Source organism: Devosia sp. A449, assembly GCF_054489375.1.
This window is the reverse complement of sequence record NZ_JBTMWU010000001.1, coordinates 386,926-403,786: the sequence shown is the minus strand read 5'-3', so window position 1 is coordinate 403,786 and position 16,861 is coordinate 386,926. Positions and strand designations below refer to the sequence as shown.

Here is a 16,861-nt window from a genome sequence, read left to right as displayed (position 1 = left end):
GTCCAGCGACCGCCGGTGGGCATTGCTTGCCACTTGGACGACAATATGGATGCGGGGCCAATCGTTTACAAGTGATCTCGGATCGGTTTTCACGAATCGGCTGGCCGGTCGGAGGGGGTATGTTACGGTCCAATCCGAATCGCTTTTCTGATTTCTTGCTGCGGAGGACGCGATGCCCCGGCTGTTTACCGGTCTGGAAATCCCCACTGACATTGGTTTTGCGCTGTCGCTCAAGCGGGGCGGCCTGTCCGGCGCCCGCTGGGTCGATGCGGAAAATTATCACATTACCTTGAGGTTCATCGGCGACGTCGATTACAAGACCGCCGATGAGGTGGCCGACAGTCTCGACCGGCTGGCCAATTCGCTGCGATTTTCCGTGCGGCTGACCCAGTTGGGCAGCTTTGGCGGCGAAAAGCCGCGGGCGCTTTATGCCGGCGTCGAGCCCAGCGAGGCGCTGAGCCGGCTGCAGGCGGCGCAGGAGCGGGTGTTGCAGCGCGCCGGCCTGCCGCCCGAAGGGCGGAAGTTCACCCCGCATGTCACCTTGGCGCGGCTGCGCGGCGTCGGGCCCGAGGAGGTGGCGCGCTTCATCACCGAGGCCGGGCGCTTCGAACCGCTGAGCTTTCCGGTCGGGCGCTTCGTGCTGTATTCGAGCAAGGATTCGGTGGGCGGCGGGCCTTATGTGGTGGAACAGAGCTATCCACTGGCCGCCTGATGTTAGCCAAATCTTAACCGTGACGGCGCAAACCAAAAGCCTATTGGCCCAGCCCGTCAAAATGCCGCCGCGATTGGCCCGCACTTGATGCAAATGCGATTGAATGCGGCGGCGTTTGACACCTTGGTAACCATGTTCGGGGCAGAGTTGGCGGGCAGCTCCGTCCCTGGCAGGACCTTCGAGACAAAGGATGAATTGGCGATGACGACGAAAACCGGTGGCCTTGCACTCGGGCTCGCGGTCGGCGCGATCATGGCTCTGGCTCCAGCTGCCATGGCGCAGCAGGCCACTGAGCTTGGCACTTTCAATGCCTGGACCGCCTGGCAGGCGAATGACGCTTCGGGCGTCATCTGCTATGTGTCGGCAACCCCGCAGAAGAGCGAGCCAGCCGGCGCCAACCGCGACCCGATCCATTTCATGATCATCCACCGCAAGGGGATGGGCACCAAGAACGAGGTGCAGACCATTATCGGCTACCCGTTCAACAGCACCGCGGCCAATGCCAGCGCCGTCATCGACGGCAAGGCCTATCCGATGCTGACCGAAGGCTCGGCCGCTTGGCTGGCCTCGACGGGTGACGAAAGCGGGTTCGTGCAGGCGTTCAAGGCCGGCAGCAATCTGCTGGTCAAGGGCACCAGCCAGCGCGGCACCGCGACCACCGACACCTATTCGCTGTCGGGGGCCACGGCGGCCGTCAACGCCATCGACGCCGCTTGCAAGTGATTTTGGGTTGCCCGGCCCGGGCGATCCGCCATAAAGGGCGATGGGCTGATCTCAGCCCTTCGCCTTCTGTCGTTGTTACGAGGCCCTGATGATCAAATCCGCTGTGGGGCTCGCCCTTGTTGCCAGCCTGCTCCTGTCCACCAGCGCCAGCGCCCAGCAGGTGCGGCTGCTCGGCGAGCATCGCGCCTGGACCAGCTACGCCGCCAATGATGCGGCCGGCGCGGTGTGCTTTGCCATGACCAAGCCGGAAGCGGTGACGCCGTCGCCCGATGGCTATACCCAGGCCTATATCTACATCACCAATCGCCCGGCCGAGAACGTCGCCAACGAGTTCAACCTCGTCGCCGGCTTCCCGTTCCAGCCCGACAGCAAGGCGACCGTGGCGGTGGGCAGCAATGTGTTCAACCTGTTCACCCAGAACGATGCCGCCTGGCTCGACGATGCCGGGCAGGCCGGCAATCTGGCCAGCGCCATCCGCGCCGGCTCCAGCATGGTCGTCGAAGGCACCAGCGCCGCCGGCATCAAGATCACCCAGACCTATTCCCTCTCCGGCGCCACCGCCGCCCAGCAAGCCATCAATTCGGGCTGCTGAGCCACCCACCGCGCGTCACCCTCGGGCCTGACCCGAGGGCTCTGCACTTTTTGGCGATCCGGTATTGCGGTCCGCGCTCCCCGCATCCCTCCCTCCCACGTCCATGACTTTGCGCAATCCGCGCCATTGTGCTATTGCCCGCGCCAATCCCGCATTGTCAGACCCCTGTGTAGCCACGCCATGAGCATCGCGCTGAACCTTGACCATTCGACCGCTATCCGCCCCGCTGCGGCCAGCCGGCCGTCGCTGATCGGCCTTTCCAAGCCGCAGCTTGCCGAGGCGCTGACCGAGGCGGGCATTGCCGTCGACAAGGAAGCCCGCATGCGGGCCAGCCAGTTGTGGAATTGGCTCTATGTCAACGGCACCACCGATTTTGAGCGCATGACCAATGTCGCCAAGCCGGTGCGGCAGAAGCTGGCTGACACTTTCATTCTCGACCGCCCGGAGATCGTCACCGAGCAGGTGTCCACCGATGGCACGCGCAAATGGCTGTTCCGCTTCCGCGACCCGGCCAATCCCAATTACCCGCCGGTGGAAGTCGAAACCGTTTACATCCCCGAGCAGGATCGCGGGACGCTGTGCGTCTCGTCGCAAGTCGGCTGCACCCTGACCTGTTCGTTCTGCCACACCGGCACGCAAAAGCTGGTGCGCAACCTCACGGCTGGCGAAATCCTCGGCCAGATCCTGATGGCGCGCGAGCGGCTGGGCGATTTCCCAGGTGGCTCGCGTCCGGATGATGGGGGCCTCGTGCCCAGCGAGGGCACCCGCGCCATCACCAATATCGTGATGATGGGCATGGGCGAGCCGCTGTATAATTACGACAACGTCAAGCAGGCGCTGCTGATCGCCTCGGCCGGCGACGGCATGAGCCTCTCCAAGCGCCGCATTACGCTCTCGACCTCGGGCGTGGTGCCGTTCATCGAGCCGACCGGTCGCGAAATCGACGTCATGCTGGCGATTTCGCTGCATGCGACGAATAATGACCTGCGCGACGTGCTGGTGCCAATCAACAAGAAGTGGCCGCTCGAAGAGCTGCTGGAAGCCTGCCGCAATTATCCCGGCCTCTCCAATTCCCGCCGCATCACCTTTGAATATGTGATGCTCGACGGCATCAATGACAGCGACGCCGATGCCCGTGAACTGGTGCGGCTGCTGGCCAATATTCCGGCCAAGATCAACCTGATCCCGTTCAATCCGTGGCCGGGCGCCAATTACGGCACCTCGCCGTCGAGCCGCATCGAACGCTTCGCCGATATCGTCAACAAGGCCGGCTATGCCAGCCCGGTCCGCACCCCGCGTGGCCGCGACATCTTTGCCGCCTGCGGTCAGCTCAAGAGCGAAAGCGAACGCCTGAGCAAGAAGGACCGCGAGGCGCTGGCGGGGTAAAAATGGGCATCGCCATCAAGCGCATCACCCAAGCCGATACTGCCCTGTTCGGCAATATCGGCGTTGATGTCTTCGATGAGCCCATCCATCCTGGCCGCCTCGAGGCCTATCTCGCCCAGCCCGGCCACCTGATGGTGCTGGCGCTGGAGGACGAGCTGGTGGTCGGCCAATGCGCCGGGGTGGTGCATCACCATCCCGACAAGGTCACCGAACTTTATGTCGACGAGGTCGGCACCGCCTCCAGCCATCTGCGGCAGGGCATCGCCGCGGCGATGCTGGCAGAGCTGTTTGTCTGGGGGCGTGAGCTGGGCTGCGATGAGGCCTGGCTCGGCACCGAGCTGGATAATGTCGCGGCCAACGGCCTCTACCGCCGCTTTGATGGCGCGGCGGAGACGATGGCCTATTACGAGTTCAAACTCTGACGCCGGCCCTTGCCGCGTGCTAATATCGCCGCCTGCTCACAAGCGGAGGTTGCGATGACCCAGTCCAGGGATTTTGGCAGCATCGGCCAGCTCAGCCGCAGCGTCGCTGACATTGCCGCCGCCGAGGCGTGGTGGCGTGATGTGCTCGGTGTGCCCCACCTCTACACCTACGGCCCGCTGGCCTTTTTCGATTGCGGCGGCGTGCGGCTGATGCTGAGTGCCGAAGCCGGCCCGGCCCAGGCCAATGTGATCTATTTCCGGGTCGACGATATCGACGCGCGTTTTGCCGAGCTGACGGCGCGCGGCGTCGAATTTCAGGGCAAGCCCCACCTCATCCACCGCCACCCCGATGGCCTGGAAGAATGGATGGCGTTTTTTACCGACAATGAGGGGCGGGTCCTGGCCCTGATGAGCCAGCGCCGGCCGGCCTGACTATTTGCGGCCTTCGGCCAGCAGGATGGTCGCGGCAAAAGCGGTGAACACCGCGGCAAAACTCCAGTTCAGCGCCCGCTGCACCCAGACGCTGCGCACCAGCGTGCCGGCCAGCCATTCGGCGGCGAACACCGTCAGCACCGCCAGCGGGATCGACACCACGATGAACTCGGCGCCAAGAAAGAACAGCTTCTGCCCCGCCGCCGGATCGTGGCGATCAACGAATTGCGGCAAAAACGTCATGAAAAACAGCACGACCTTGGGATTGAGCAGGTTGATGCCGACCCCGGTCAGATAGCTCTGCGCCACGGTCGGGGTCTTGACCGCCTTCTGCGCCAGCCGCAGCCCGCCGCCCTGGGTGATCGCCTGCCAGGCCAGCCACAGCAGATACAGCGCGCCGGCAATCTTGAGCACCAGAAACGCCGTCGGCGCCGCCACGATCAGCACTGAGATGCCCAATGCCACCAGGCAGGTATGCACCAGTATCCCGGTCATCGCCCCGGCCGCCGTCGCCAGGCCATGGCTGCGGCCATAATTGATGGCGCGCGACATCTGCAGCGCCATGTCCGGGCCAGGGGTAATGGCGAGCACGATGGTGGCCAAGGCAAAGGCCAGCATGACGGAGAGATCGGGAATGAAGCCGGACATATGCTAACTCTGAGCAAAATTGTGCGGGCGAACATTGCATGGGCAAGGTTGCATGAATAGGGTGCGGCCGAATTCCGGGCGTGACCGCGCCCTCCACCACTCAATGTGTGACATCATGGCAAAAGACATCAAGAAAGTCGTGCTGGCCTATTCGGGCGGCCTCGATACCTCGATCATCCTGAAATGGCTGCAGGAAACCTATGACTGCGAAGTGGTGACCTTCACCGCCGATCTCGGTCAGGGCGAAGAGCTGGAACCGGCGCGCAAAAAGGCCGAGATGTTCGGCATCAAGGATATCCGCATCGAGGATCTGCGCGAGGAATTCGTGCGCGATTTCGTGTTCCCGATGTTCCGCGCCAACGCCCTCTATGAGGGCCTCTATCTGCTCGGCACCTCCATCGCTCGCCCGCTGATCGCCAAGCGGCTGGTGGAAATCGCGCAGGAAGTCGGCGCTGACGCCATTTCCCATGGCGCCACCGGCAAGGGCAATGATCAGGTGCGGTTCGAATTGACCGCCAATGCGCTCGATCCTTCCATTAAGGTGATCGCACCGTGGCGCGAATGGGATTTGCAGTCGCGCACCAGCCTGATCGAATATGCCGAAAAGAACCAGATTCCGATCGCCAAGGACAAGCGCGGCGAAGCCCCGTTCTCGGTCGACGCCAATCTGCTGCACACCTCTTCCGAGGGCAAAGTGCTGGAAGATCCGGGCGTCGAAGCGCCGGAATATGTCTATCAGCGCACCGTCAGCCCGGAATCGGCGCCCGATACCCCCGAGACCATCGTCATCGGCTTTGAAAAGGGCGATGCGGTTTCGATCAATGGCGAGCGCCTGTCGCCGGCCGAACTGCTGACCAAGCTCAACGAGCTGGGCGGCAAGCATGGCGTCGGTCGTCTCGACCTGGTGGAAAACCGCTTCGTCGGCATGAAGTCGCGCGGCGTTTACGAAACCCCCGGCGGCACCATCCTGCTGCAGGCGCATCGTGGCATTGAATCGATCACGCTGGATCGCGGCGCGGCCCATCTCAAGGATGAGCTGATGCCGAAATATGCCGAGCTGGTCTATAATGGCTTCTGGTATTCGCCCGAGCGCGAGATGCTGCAGGCGCTGATCGACAAGAGCCAGGAATTCGTCGCCGGCGAGGTTTCGGTCAAGCTCTACAAGGGCAGCGCTAATGTCGTGGCCCGCACCTCGCCCTATTCGCTCTATTCGGAAGATCTGGTGACCTTCGAAGAAGGCGCCGTGGCCTATGACCACAAGGACGCCGAGGGCTTCATCCGCCTCAATGGCCTGCGTCTCAAGACCTGGGCGGCCCGCAACAACAAGGCGCGCGGCTGATCTGATCTGGGCCGGGGCGTCTGTCGCCCCGGCTTCGTCACCGACCTTAATTGCTCATTAACGAGAACAATCTAGCGTTCGCTTCGACGTCGTGCGTAAGCACAATGACGAGGGGAGAATGTGCGGGTGCGAGCAGGAGACGCTGGCAGCTTGGGCGAAAAGGCCGAGGCTTTGCTGCTCGACGCTGCGCTCGAGAACATTCCCTATGGCTTTTGCGTCTGGTCGCCGCAGTTCCGCCTGTTGATGTGGAACAAGCACTATCGCGACATTTACGGCTTTTCCTCCGACGCCATCTATCGCGGCATGAGTCTCGAAGAGATCGTGCAATTGTCCATCTCGCTGGGCAATCACGGCGGCGCCGATGTGGCGGAATTCTACGAGGAATATAGCAGCCAGCTGCTGTCCAATCGCGGCGGCGCCCGCATCAAGAACGAAGAAGTGGTGCATGGCGGGCGGACCATCGAATCCGCCCATATCTATTCCGAAGCTCTGGGCTGGGTGGTGACCCACGAGGACATCACCGACGAAATCGCCCGCAGCGAAGTGATGCAGAAGCGCAAGCTCGAGCTGGAACGGCAGAACATCAGGCTCGACGCGGCGGTCAACAATATCAGCCAGGGCCTGTGCATGATGGACGCCAAGGGGCGGCTGGTGATCTGCAACGAGCCCTATGCGCGCATCTATAATCTGCCGCCCAACCTGCTGAAGGCCGGCACCCAGCTCGAAGACATTCTCAGCCATCTGTTCGATGTCGGCATGAGCGCCGGCGGCACGCGCGATGAATATATCGCCTGGCGCCGCGACGTCATTGCCCGCCGCGAATATGGCAAGAATATCCACGAGCTGAACAATCGCACCATCATGATGCAGCACCATCCGATGAAGGATGGCGGCTGGGTGTCGACCCATGAAGACATTACCGAGCAGCGCCAGAACGAGGCGCGCATTCGCCATCTGGCGCGCCATGATGCGCTGACCGACCTGCCCAATCGCATCGAATTTCTCGAACAGATGGCCAAGACCGAGGCCGGGCTCAGTCGCGGCGAGATGGCGGCGGTGCTCTATATCGATCTCGATCACTTTAAGGCGGTCAATGACACGCTGGGCCATGCGGTGGGCGATGAGGTGATCAAACAGGCCTCGGCGCGGCTCTGGGGCACGACGCGGGAAACGGACGTGCTGGCGCGGCTGGGCGGCGACGAATTTGCCCTGCTGATGCGCCCCATCGACAGTGCCGCCGATGCCGCCAAGGTGGCCGACCGCATCATCAAGGCCATCGGCACGCCGATGCTGATCAACGGCCAGCAGATCGAAATCGGCGCCAGCGTCGGCATTGCCATCGGCCCGGGCGACGGGGTCAAGACCGACACGCTGGTCAAGAATGCCGATCTGGCGCTGTATCGCGCCAAGAGCGAAGGCCGTTCGACCTATCACTTCTTTGAAACCGGCATGGATGCCGATCTGCAGCAGCGCCGCTCCATCGAGGCCGGCTTGCGCCTGGCCCTGCAGCGCGAAGAACTGCGCCTGATGTTCCAGCCGCTGCTGGGGCTGGCGGAAAACCGGGTGACCTGCGTCGAGGCGCTGCTGCGCTGGGACCATGAGGGGCGCACCATTTCGCCCACCGAATTCATCCCCATCGCCGAGGAAACCGGGCTGATCGTTGCCATCGGCGAATGGGTGCTGCGCGAGGCCTGCAAGACCGCCGCGACCTGGCCGGGCGAGATCCGCGTTGCGGTCAATCTGTCGCCGATCCAGTTCAAGAGCCGCGACCTGCTGGGGGTGGTGCGCTCGGCGCTGGCCGAGGCGCGCATTCCGGCCACCCGGCTGGAGCTGGAAATCACCGAATCCCTGCTGCTGGCCGAAAACGACACCAATCTGCGGGTGCTGCATGAGCTGCGCGCCATGGGCGTGCGCATCTCGATGGATGATTTCGGCACCGGCTATTCCTCGCTCAGCTATCTGCGCAGCTTTCCCTTCGATAAAATCAAGATCGACCGCTCCTTCATGCGCGACCTGACCAGCCGCGGCGACAGTCAGGCCATCATCCAGGCGGTGATCGGCTTGGGTAAATCGCTGGGCATGTCGACCACCGCCGAGGGCGTCGAAACCGAAGAGCAGCTCGAAATGGTGCGGGCCCAGGGCGCCTCGGAGGTGCAGGGCTTCCTGTTCTCGCCGCCGCTGCCCCCGGCGGCCCTGGCCAATCTGCTGCATTCCGAAGCCGCCAAAGCCCAGACCGCCCGCAAGAAGGCCTCTTGAGGGCATTCTCTGCCACCAAGGCTCCCACACCCTCGATGTCATCCCGGCCTTGAGCCGGGACCCATCCTGAGATGGGCTCGCAGCGTGATCTCGAGATGGGCCCCGGCTCAAGGCCGGGGTGACGCCGTGGGGGGGCAAAGAAATCTGAAAAACTACGACCACAGATGGCCGATGCAGGCCCCCTCTGCGTCCCCAGCGCTTGTCGATCCGCGCTTCTTGCTGTAAGAGCCGGCACGAATGCGCCAGCCTGCCCTTTTGCGGCTGGTGTTCATGTTTTCCGCATGATTTCAGCCAAGGTGCGCTCCGAACGACTTCCGGGGTCTTTTTTTGGGATCATGCCACTTCGAGGCACTGCCCCTATGTCCTTGCGCAATATCGCCATCATCGCCCACGTCGACCACGGCAAGACCACGCTGATCGACGTCCTGCTCAAGCAGTCCGGTTCGTTCCGCGAAAACGAGCGCGTCGACGAACGCGCTATGGATAGCAACGATATCGAGCGCGAACGCGGCATCACCATTCTGGCCAAAGTGACTTCCCTGCTGTGGAAGGACAACCGGATCAACATCGTCGACACCCCCGGCCACGCCGACTTCGGCGGCGAAGTCGAGCGCATCCTGTCCATGGTGGACGGCGTGGTGCTGCTGGTCGACGCGGCCGAAGGCCCGATGCCTCAGACCAAGTTCGTGCTGGGCAAGGCCCTGGCGCGCGGCCTGCGTCCGATCGTGGCCATCAACAAGATCGACAAGTCCGACGAGCGCCACATGGAAGTGCTCGAAGAAGTGTTCGACCTGTTCATCGCGCTGGACGCGACTCCCGAGCAGCTCGACTTCCCGGTGCTCTATGGCGCCGCCAAGCAGGGCTGGATGATGAATGAGCCGGACGGCCCGCGCGAGAGCCTGGGGCCGCTGCTCGACAAGGTGATGGAGCATGTGCCCGAGCCCAAGGTCGAGGAAGGCCCGTTCCAGATGCTCGTCACCACGATCGAGCGCAATCCGTTCCTCGGCCGTATCCTGACCGGCCGTATCTATTCGGGTTCGGTCAAGCCGGGCGATGCGATCCACTCCATCCATCACGATGGCAAGATCGTTGAAAAGGGCCGCGTCTCCAAGGTGCTGGCCTTCCGTGGCCTCGAGCGTACCCCCATCGATCACGGCGAAGCCGGCGATATCGTCGCCATTGCCGGTCTCGAAATCACCACGGTGGCCGATACCATCGCGGTGCCGCAGATCACCCGCCCGCTCGATGCCAAGCCGATCGATCCCCCGACCCTGTCGGTCACCTTCCGCATCAATGACGGCCCGCTGGCCGGCCGCGAAGGCGACAAGGTGCAGTCCCGCGTCATCCGTGAGCGGCTGATGCGCGAAGCCGAAGGCAACGTGGCCATCCGCGTCACCCCCGGCGAAGACAATGACAGCTTCGACGTCGCCGGCCGTGGCGAATTGCAGCTGGCCGTGCTGATCGAAAACATGCGCCGCGAAGGCTTCGAGCTGACCATTGGTCGCCCCAAGGTGCTGTTCAAGGAAATCGACGGCGTCCAGATGGAGCCGATCGAAGAGGTCATCGTCGACGTTGATGATGAGCATACCGGCGCCGTCGTGCAGAAGCTGACCGAGCGCAAGGGTGAATTGACCGATATGCGTCCGTCCGGCCTCGGCCGTACCCGCATTAGCCTGCTGGTCCCCACCCGCTCGCTGATCGGCTACCAGGCCGAACTGCTCAGCGACACGCGCGGCACCGCCATCTTCAACCGCCTGTTCCACTCCTTCGTGCCGTTCAAGGGCGATCTGCCCGGCCGCCGCACCGGTGTGCTGATTTCCAACGGCACCGGCCAGTCGGTGGCTTTCGCGCTGTGGAATCTGGAAGATCGCGGCCCGATCATGATCGACGCTGGCGTCGAGATTTATGAAGGCATGATCATCGGCGAGCACTCCCGCGAGAACGACCTCGAGGTCAACGCGCTCAAGGGCAAGCAGCTCACCAATATCCGCACCACCTCCAAGGACGAGGCGGTGCGCCTGACCACGCCGAAGAAGCTGACGCTGGAGCAGTCGCTGGGCTATATCGCCGATGACGAATATGTCGAGGTGACCCCCAAGTCGATCCGCCTGCGCAAGATCTGGCTCGACCCCAATGACCGCAAGCGCGCCATGCGCTCCAAGGTCGGCTGAGCCGGCTTCGCAGCTATTTCGATACAACGTCATTGCCCGGCTTGTCCGGGCAATCCATTTCTGGGCCTGCATGGACCACCGGGACAGGCCCGGTGGTGACGATAGGGCAAAAGAGGAGACACCCCCATGACCGACTGGATCATCCAGACCATTTCCGAGTGGGGCTATCTCGGCATTTTCATGGTCATGCTGGCCGAAAGCCTGTTTCCCCCGATTCCGTCCGAACTGATCATTCCCTTTGCCGGCTTTGCCGCCGCCAATGGCCAACTCGACTTCTTCGGCGTCCTCGCCACCGCCACTTTCGGCGCCGTGGTCGGCATGCTGCCCTGGTATTTTGCCGGGCGGCTGTTCGGGCTCGAGCGGGTACGCTGGCTCGCCGACCGCTTTGGCCGGCTGCTGACCCTTAATGCCGAAGAGATCGACACCGCCATCGGCGTGTTCCGCCGCTTCGGGCCGATCATCGTGCTGTTCGGCCGGCTGATGCCGATCATCCGCACGCTGATTTCCATTCCGGCCGGCCTCGCCCGCATGTCGCTGCCGGTGTTCCTGCTCGCTTCGACCGCCGGGGCGCTGCTGTGGAACACTGTCCTCACCCTCGCCGGTTATGTGCTGCATGAGCATTACGAGCTGGTGGAAGTGATCCTCGATCCGCTGAGCTATATCGTGCTCGGGCTGATCGTCGTCATCTACCTGTTCCGCGTCATCACCTGGAAGCCGAGCCGGGCGACCGAATAGGCGTCGCAAATTGCGAGACCTGTCGCATTCTGCCTCGCAGCTTCACCGGCAAAACGCGAATATTCATCATCGCTTAAACTCTGAGGCCCGGTTTCCGGGCCGCATCGACTTGGCACGCTTCCTGCAATGCAGGTGGTGTCCGGAAGTTTTGTATTGCGTACCGGATGTCAGTCATTGGGCCTCGTTCCGTGCGACCGGAACGGGGCCTCATGCTTTTGCGCCTGCTCTTGCCGCAAGGCGCGCCAGCCACTAGATATTCCTGACCCTTTTCAGTCGCGTTGTCGTCAGCGCGCAATCGGAGACGCCCATGCGCGCCGTGCTCGATATCATCCTTCTGATCCTCCAGCTCTACTGGTGGGTTATCCTCGCCATGATCATCATGAGCTGGCTGATCTCGTTCAACGTGATCAATACGCGCAACCAGTTCGTCGCCAGCGTCTGGCGCGTCATCAATCAGCTCACCGAGCCGGTGCTGCGCCCGATCCGCAAAATGCTGCCGAATTTCTCCGGCCTCGATCTGTCGCCGATCGTGCTGTTCATCATCCTGTTCTTCATCGAACGGGTGATCATTTATTACATCTATCCCAACGTGTTCTGAGCTCGTTGGACACACCCAAATGCTACCGGCTCAGCCCCACAGGGCTGAGCCTTTTCATTCGCGTCACCCCCAATGCGGGACGCGACAGCATCGAAGGCGTCGAACGCCGCGATGACGGCACTGCGGTGCTGCGCGTCCGCGTCAAGGCCGTGCCCGACAAGGGCAAAGCCAATGCGGCGGTTTCGGTATTACTCGCCAAAGCCCTGGGCGTATCCAAATCCTCGGTCACCGTCACCAGCGGCGACACCGCCCGGCTGAAGACGCTGGCCGTGGTGGGGGACGGGCCGGCGCTGGCGATCCAGCTCGAAAAACTGAGCCAGCCCACCACCCCCTCCTAGCCTCCCCCATCAAGGGGGAGGTATCACTCCACTCATGGGCACCATCTCGTCCCAACCACTGAACTGTACCTCCCCCTTGATGGGGGAGGCTAGGAGGGGGTGGGGCAACAGGCCCCGGTCGCATCGCCCCCACCAGCCCCGACCCACCCGCGACAAAACAGCGCAATTTCCATTGCTTAACCAATCAATCCGGCTAATCTCGGTGTTGGAAGGGGCTCATGGAGGGCGGCCTGCGGTGGGTTGGAGGACCTGCCCAGTCTTGCGTTTGAGTCCCCGGAGGAACTCTAGAGGGACTGTTCTATGACTTTGGCACTCTGGCTGATCGTCGCGTGTGGCGCTCTGTCCATTATTTATGGGGTGGTCACCACCCAGCAATTGCTGGCCGCCGATAGTGGCAGCGCTCGCATGCAGGAAATCTCGGCAGCGGTGCGCGAAGGGGCCTCGGCCTATCTCAAGCGCCAATACACCACCATCGCCATTGTCGGCGTGGTCATTCTGATCGCCGCCTGGTTCCTGCTCGGCATCTATGCCGCCATCGGTTTCCTGATCGGCGCCGTGCTGTCGGGCGCGGCGGGCTTTATCGGCATGAATGTGTCGGTGCGCGCCAACGTCCGCGTCGCCCAGGCAGCCATTGGCTCGCTCGGCAAGGGGCTTGATCTGGCGTTCAAGTCAGGCGCGGTCACCGGCATGCTGGTGGCGGGTCTGGGTCTGCTGGGCGTCGCCCTCTATTTCATCGTGCTGACGCAGTTCCTCGGCTTCGCCTTCAATGACCGCGTGGTCATCGACTCGCTGGTGGCGCTGGGCTTTGGCGCCTCGCTGATTTCCATCTTCGCCCGTCTCGGCGGCGGCATTTTCACCAAGGGCGCCGACGTCGGCGGCGATATGGTGGGCAAGGTCGAGGCCGGCATTCCCGAAGACGATCCGCGCAACCCGGCCACCATTGCCGATAACGTCGGCGACAATGTCGGCGACTGCGCCGGCATGGCCGCCGATCTGTTCGAAACCTATGTGGTGACCATCGTCGCCACCATGGTGCTGGCCGCCATCATCCTGCCCGATGCGTTCAAGCTGATGGGCATGGTGCTGCCGCTGGCGATTGGCGGCGCCTGCGTCGTCACCTCGATTATCGGCACCTATTTCGTCAAGCTGGGCGCCGACAACAACATCATGGGCGCGCTCTACAAGGGCATCATCGCCACTGGCGTGCTGTCGCTGATCGCCTTGCTGCCGGTGTTGTGGTTCGTCTTTGGCGACCTCAATGTGGTGATCGAAGCCACCGACAAGTCGTTCACCCCGTGGAGCCTGTTCTGGTGCGGCGTGGCCGGGTTGATCATCACCGGCCTGATCATCGTCATCACCGAATATTACACCGGCACCAATCGCCGTCCGGTCAATTCCATCGCCGAAGCCTCGGTCACCGGCCATGGCACCAACGTCATCCAGGGCCTCGCCGTGTCGCTGGAATCCACCGCCCTGCCGGCGCTGGTGATCATCGCCGGCATCATCGTCACCTATAACCTCGCCGGCCTGTTCGGCATCGCCTTCGCCGTCGCCACCATGCTGGCGCTGGCCGGCATCGTGGTGGCGCTCGACGCCTTTGGTCCGGTCACCGATAACGCCGGCGGCATCGCCGAAATGGCCGGGCTCGACGCCTCGGTGCGCCACAATACCGACGCGCTCGACGCGGTGGGCAACACCACCAAGGCCGTCACCAAGGGCTATGCCATCGGTTCTGCCGGCCTCGGCGCCCTGGTGCTGTTCGCCGCCTATACCCAGGATCTGATCTACTTCGCCAATCTACCCGATGCCCCGGCCATCTTCCAGGGCATGGGCACGCTGACCTTCTCGCTGGCCGACCCCTATGTGGTGGTGGGCCTGCTGTTCGGCGGGCTGCTGCCCTTCCTGTTCAGTGGCATGAGCATGACGGCGGTGGGTCGCGCCGCGCAATCGGTGGTGGTGGAAGTCCGCCGCCAGTTCAAGGCCGATCCGGGCATCATGGCCGGCACCTCCAAGCCCGATTATGCCCGGGCCGTCGACATGCTGACCCAGGCGGCGATCAAGGAAATGATCCTGCCCAGCCTGCTCCCCGTGCTGTCGCCAATCGTGGTGTTCTTCGTGATCTACTGGATCGCGGGCCCCGCCGCCGGCTTCTCGGCCCTAGGCGCCATGCTGATGGGCGTCATCGTCACCGGCCTCTTCGTCGCCATCTCGATGACCGCCGGTGGCGGCGCCTGGGACAACGCCAAGAAGAGCTTTGAAGATGGCTTCACCGACTCAGCCGGCGTCACCCACCACAAGGGCTCTGACGCCCACAAGGCCTCGGTCACCGGCGACACCGTCGGCGACCCCTACAAGGACACGGCCGGCCCGGCCGTCAACCCGATGATCAAGATCACCAACATCGTGGCGCTCCTGCTGCTCGCCGTGCTGGCCCATTGGGGCTAACCAGACTTCGTCTGGACTGAACTGAAGGGGCCCGGGGGAAACTCCCGGGCCTCTTTTTGCCATTGGGGTTCCCCACCCACCACGCGTCACCCTCGGGCTTGACCCGAGGGCTCCACACTGCCGGTGGTAAGTTGAGCGCAACCCCCTCGGGTCAAGCCTGAGGGTGACGGGCGGATGATGAGCAGCCAGGCTTGTTGTAAGTCCCAGTTGTCGGCGAGCCCCCAAATCACCTCGCCCCTCAGGGGAGAGGTCGGCCCGAAGGGCCGGGTGAGGGGTGCCATGCAGATGCTGAACCACCAGCGCCGAGCCATGGATTGCCCGGACGAGCCGGGCAATGACGGCGGTGGATAGATTGTCGCCCTCCCCACCGTCATCACCGGGCTTGTCCCGGTGATCCATCTTCCTGCACCGCGCCGTCAGTCGACCTTCCCTCCCCCTTGAGGGGAGGGATCGAGGGTGGGGGTCGGCGGGTATTTACGCAGGAGCCGCCGCGACCCCCTCCCTGGCCCTCCCCGCAAGGGGGAGGGGACGCTGGAGCTGAGGCCAACATACAAGGCCGGGATGACATCGGGTTTGTGGGGCGCCCGGAACACCCACTTATCCATCTTATCCCCGCCCCCAAAACCTCCTGCATACTCCCCCCATCTCTCCGGGATACGGGCGGCGCTGCAGCGACCGGTGTCCGGGGCGACGGTCGGGAGGGTGGAGGTCGCGCTCCGCCCTGGGCTGTGCGGATGGGGCATTCGGGCATGAGGCTACGGTTTCATGCTGGGGCTTGCGGTCTGCCTTCCGAGAAAAACCCGACGCCCCGAGGCGGTTTCGTCTCACTATTTATACCTTACCAGAGGCGATAGCCGCCTCGGGGCTCCGCTCGTTATTGCCATCGGCGGCCAGACCTGGCCGGCCGACGCTTCGTGCTGGCCGGCGCATAATCTTGGCGTCACAGTGTCGATCAGCACCTGCCTCGTTCGTTGCACTGGCAGATGGCCGCTGACGCGGCGTCACATTCAGGAGACTGCAATGCGTAAATTGACCGCCGGCCTGTTCTATTCCGTCGATGGCGTGGCCGAGGCCCCCGATCAGTTCCAGTTCGACAGTTTCGATGCCGAGCTGGGCCAGATGCTCGGCAGCGTCATGGGGGACGTCGACACGGTGCTGATGGGCCGGGTGGGCTATGAGGAATGGGCCGGCTATTGGCCCAATGCCAGCCAGGATCAGGACTTTGCCGGCTTCATCAACAATGTGCCCAAATTCGTCGCCTCAGATACGCTCAAGCCAGACGAACTCGGCTGGAGCAATTCCACCCTGATCGAGGGCGATCTCGACGCCTTTGTGCGCGACCTCAAGAGCCAGCCGGGCGGCACCATCGCGGCGATGGGCGGCATGTCGCTGGTGAGCCAGACGCTGCTGGCCGGACTGATGGATGAGCTGACGCTGATCCTGCATCCCGTCGTTGCCGGCAAAGGACGCCGCCTGTTCGAAGACGGTACGCCGACCACGCGGCTGCAATTGCTGCGCTCGGAGCAGACCAGCAAGGGCAATGTGGTGCTGACCTATGCCAGACGCGCGGACTAGTCCGCCGCGTCCTGGGCTTCCAGCACGGTGATCACCCGGCCGAGCAGGCCCAAAAACTGCTGACGCTCGGCGGGGGTAAACTGTTCCAGCGCCAGCGCATTGATGGCGCTGACCACTCGCTCCACACTTGCCACCTGGCCCAGCGCCAGGGGTGTCAGCGTCACCAGGGCGCTGCGCCCATCGGCGGGGTCGGGTTGGCGGGTGATCAGGGCGTCGCGCTGCATGCGCTTGAGCGTGGCGGCCATGGTCGGCTGTTCGACGGCGGCGCGGCGCGCCAGTTCCTTCTGCGACAGGCTGCCGCCATCGGCCAGCGCGAACAGCACCGGCATATAGGCCGGGGCGATGCCGCTGGGGGCCAGTTGCCGCTCCAGCTCGCGGGCGAACAGACGGGCCGCCCAATTGGCCATATAGCCGGCCGAGGCCTCGCGAATCAGAACCACTTACATAGCTTGCTATCTAAATACATAGTATGCTATCTATACCTCTGGA

16 protein-coding genes are annotated in these 16,861 nt (G+C 63.3%); 14 read left to right on the top strand and 2 right to left on the bottom strand.

Features of this window, described 5'->3' with window-relative positions:
- Positions 1–172 precede the first annotated feature (172 nt).
- The 6 genes from thpR (at position 173) to ACX3OW_RS01935 (ending at position 4,267) form a co-directional block, all read left to right on the top strand.
- Positions 173–712, top strand: coding sequence for an RNA 2',3'-cyclic phosphodiesterase (thpR, locus tag ACX3OW_RS01960; RefSeq protein ID WP_459094056.1), 540 nt, complete (start codon positions 173–175; stop codon positions 710–712).
- 201 nt (positions 713–913) lie between these two features.
- Positions 914–1,435 (top strand): invasion associated locus B family protein, encoded by a 522-nt coding sequence (locus ACX3OW_RS01955; RefSeq protein WP_459094055.1) that lies wholly within the window; start codon positions 914–916, stop codon positions 1,433–1,435.
- A gap of 88 nt (positions 1,436–1,523) precedes the next feature.
- Positions 1,524–2,027 carry an invasion associated locus B family protein gene (locus ACX3OW_RS01950; protein WP_459094054.1) on the top strand — a complete coding sequence of 168 codons (504 nt, stop codon included), beginning with the start codon at positions 1,524–1,526 and terminating at the stop codon, positions 2,025–2,027.
- 180 nt (positions 2,028–2,207) lie between these two features.
- Complete coding sequence (gene rlmN, locus ACX3OW_RS01945; RefSeq protein WP_459094053.1) at positions 2,208–3,413, top strand: 23S rRNA (adenine(2503)-C(2))-methyltransferase RlmN; 1,206 nt, start codon at positions 2,208–2,210, stop codon at positions 3,411–3,413.
- Positions 3,414–3,415: 2 nt separating this feature from the next.
- Positions 3,416–3,835 (top strand): GNAT family N-acetyltransferase, encoded by a 420-nt coding sequence (locus ACX3OW_RS01940; protein ID WP_459094052.1) that lies wholly within the window; start codon positions 3,416–3,418, stop codon positions 3,833–3,835.
- 54 nt (positions 3,836–3,889) lie between these two features.
- Complete coding sequence (locus ACX3OW_RS01935; protein ID WP_459094051.1) at positions 3,890–4,267, top strand: VOC family protein; 378 nt, start codon at positions 3,890–3,892, stop codon at positions 4,265–4,267.
- Here the strand turns inward: ACX3OW_RS01935 and ACX3OW_RS01930 are convergent, their stop codons facing one another.
- Positions 4,268–4,915, bottom strand: a complete 648-nt coding sequence (locus ACX3OW_RS01930; protein WP_459094050.1) for a LysE family translocator — start codon at positions 4,913–4,915, stop codon at positions 4,268–4,270. It lies immediately after the preceding gene.
- A 115-nt stretch (positions 4,916–5,030) separates the two neighbouring features.
- Here ACX3OW_RS01930 and ACX3OW_RS01925 point away from each other — a divergent pair, with 115 nt between their 5' ends.
- The 8 genes from ACX3OW_RS01925 to ACX3OW_RS01890 all read left to right on the top strand — a co-directional run bounded on the left by ACX3OW_RS01925 (position 5,031) and on the right by ACX3OW_RS01890 (position 16,372).
- On the top strand, positions 5,031–6,254 hold the full coding sequence (locus tag ACX3OW_RS01925; RefSeq protein ID WP_459094049.1) for an argininosuccinate synthase: 1,224 nt from the start codon (positions 5,031–5,033) through the stop codon (positions 6,252–6,254).
- 150 nt (positions 6,255–6,404) lie between these two features.
- Entirely contained in the window at positions 6,405–8,510 is a 2,106-nt protein-coding gene (locus ACX3OW_RS01920; protein WP_459094048.1) for a putative bifunctional diguanylate cyclase/phosphodiesterase, read from the top strand.
- Between the two features lie 359 nt (positions 8,511–8,869).
- Positions 8,870–10,681, top strand: coding sequence for a translational GTPase TypA (gene typA, locus ACX3OW_RS01915; RefSeq protein WP_459094047.1), 1,812 nt, complete (start codon positions 8,870–8,872; stop codon positions 10,679–10,681).
- 126 nt (positions 10,682–10,807) lie between these two features.
- Positions 10,808–11,416: a DedA family protein gene (locus ACX3OW_RS01910; protein WP_459094046.1), complete on the top strand. Its 609-nt coding sequence runs from the start codon at positions 10,808–10,810 to the stop codon at positions 11,414–11,416.
- Positions 11,417–11,723: 307 nt separating this feature from the next.
- Positions 11,724–12,014 carry a YggT family protein gene (locus tag ACX3OW_RS01905; RefSeq protein WP_459094045.1) on the top strand — a complete coding sequence of 97 codons (291 nt, stop codon included), beginning with the start codon at positions 11,724–11,726 and terminating at the stop codon, positions 12,012–12,014.
- A gap of 5 nt (positions 12,015–12,019) precedes the next feature.
- Positions 12,020–12,352 carry a DUF167 family protein gene (locus tag ACX3OW_RS01900; RefSeq protein ID WP_459094044.1) on the top strand — a complete coding sequence of 111 codons (333 nt, stop codon included), beginning with the start codon at positions 12,020–12,022 and terminating at the stop codon, positions 12,350–12,352.
- Positions 12,353–12,652: 300 nt separating this feature from the next.
- Entirely contained in the window at positions 12,653–14,797 is a 2,145-nt protein-coding gene (locus ACX3OW_RS01895) for a sodium-translocating pyrophosphatase (RefSeq protein ID WP_459094043.1), read from the top strand.
- Between the two features lie 1,020 nt (positions 14,798–15,817).
- Entirely contained in the window at positions 15,818–16,372 is a 555-nt protein-coding gene (locus ACX3OW_RS01890; RefSeq protein WP_459094042.1) for a dihydrofolate reductase family protein, read from the top strand.
- Here ACX3OW_RS01890 and ACX3OW_RS01885 read toward each other — a convergent pair.
- A complete protein-coding gene (locus tag ACX3OW_RS01885) occupies positions 16,369–16,812 on the bottom strand; it encodes a MarR family winged helix-turn-helix transcriptional regulator (RefSeq protein ID WP_459094041.1) in 444 nt (147 codons plus the stop codon). The genes ACX3OW_RS01890 and ACX3OW_RS01885 overlap by 4 nt on opposite strands.
- Between the last annotated feature and the right edge of the window lie 49 nt (positions 16,813–16,861).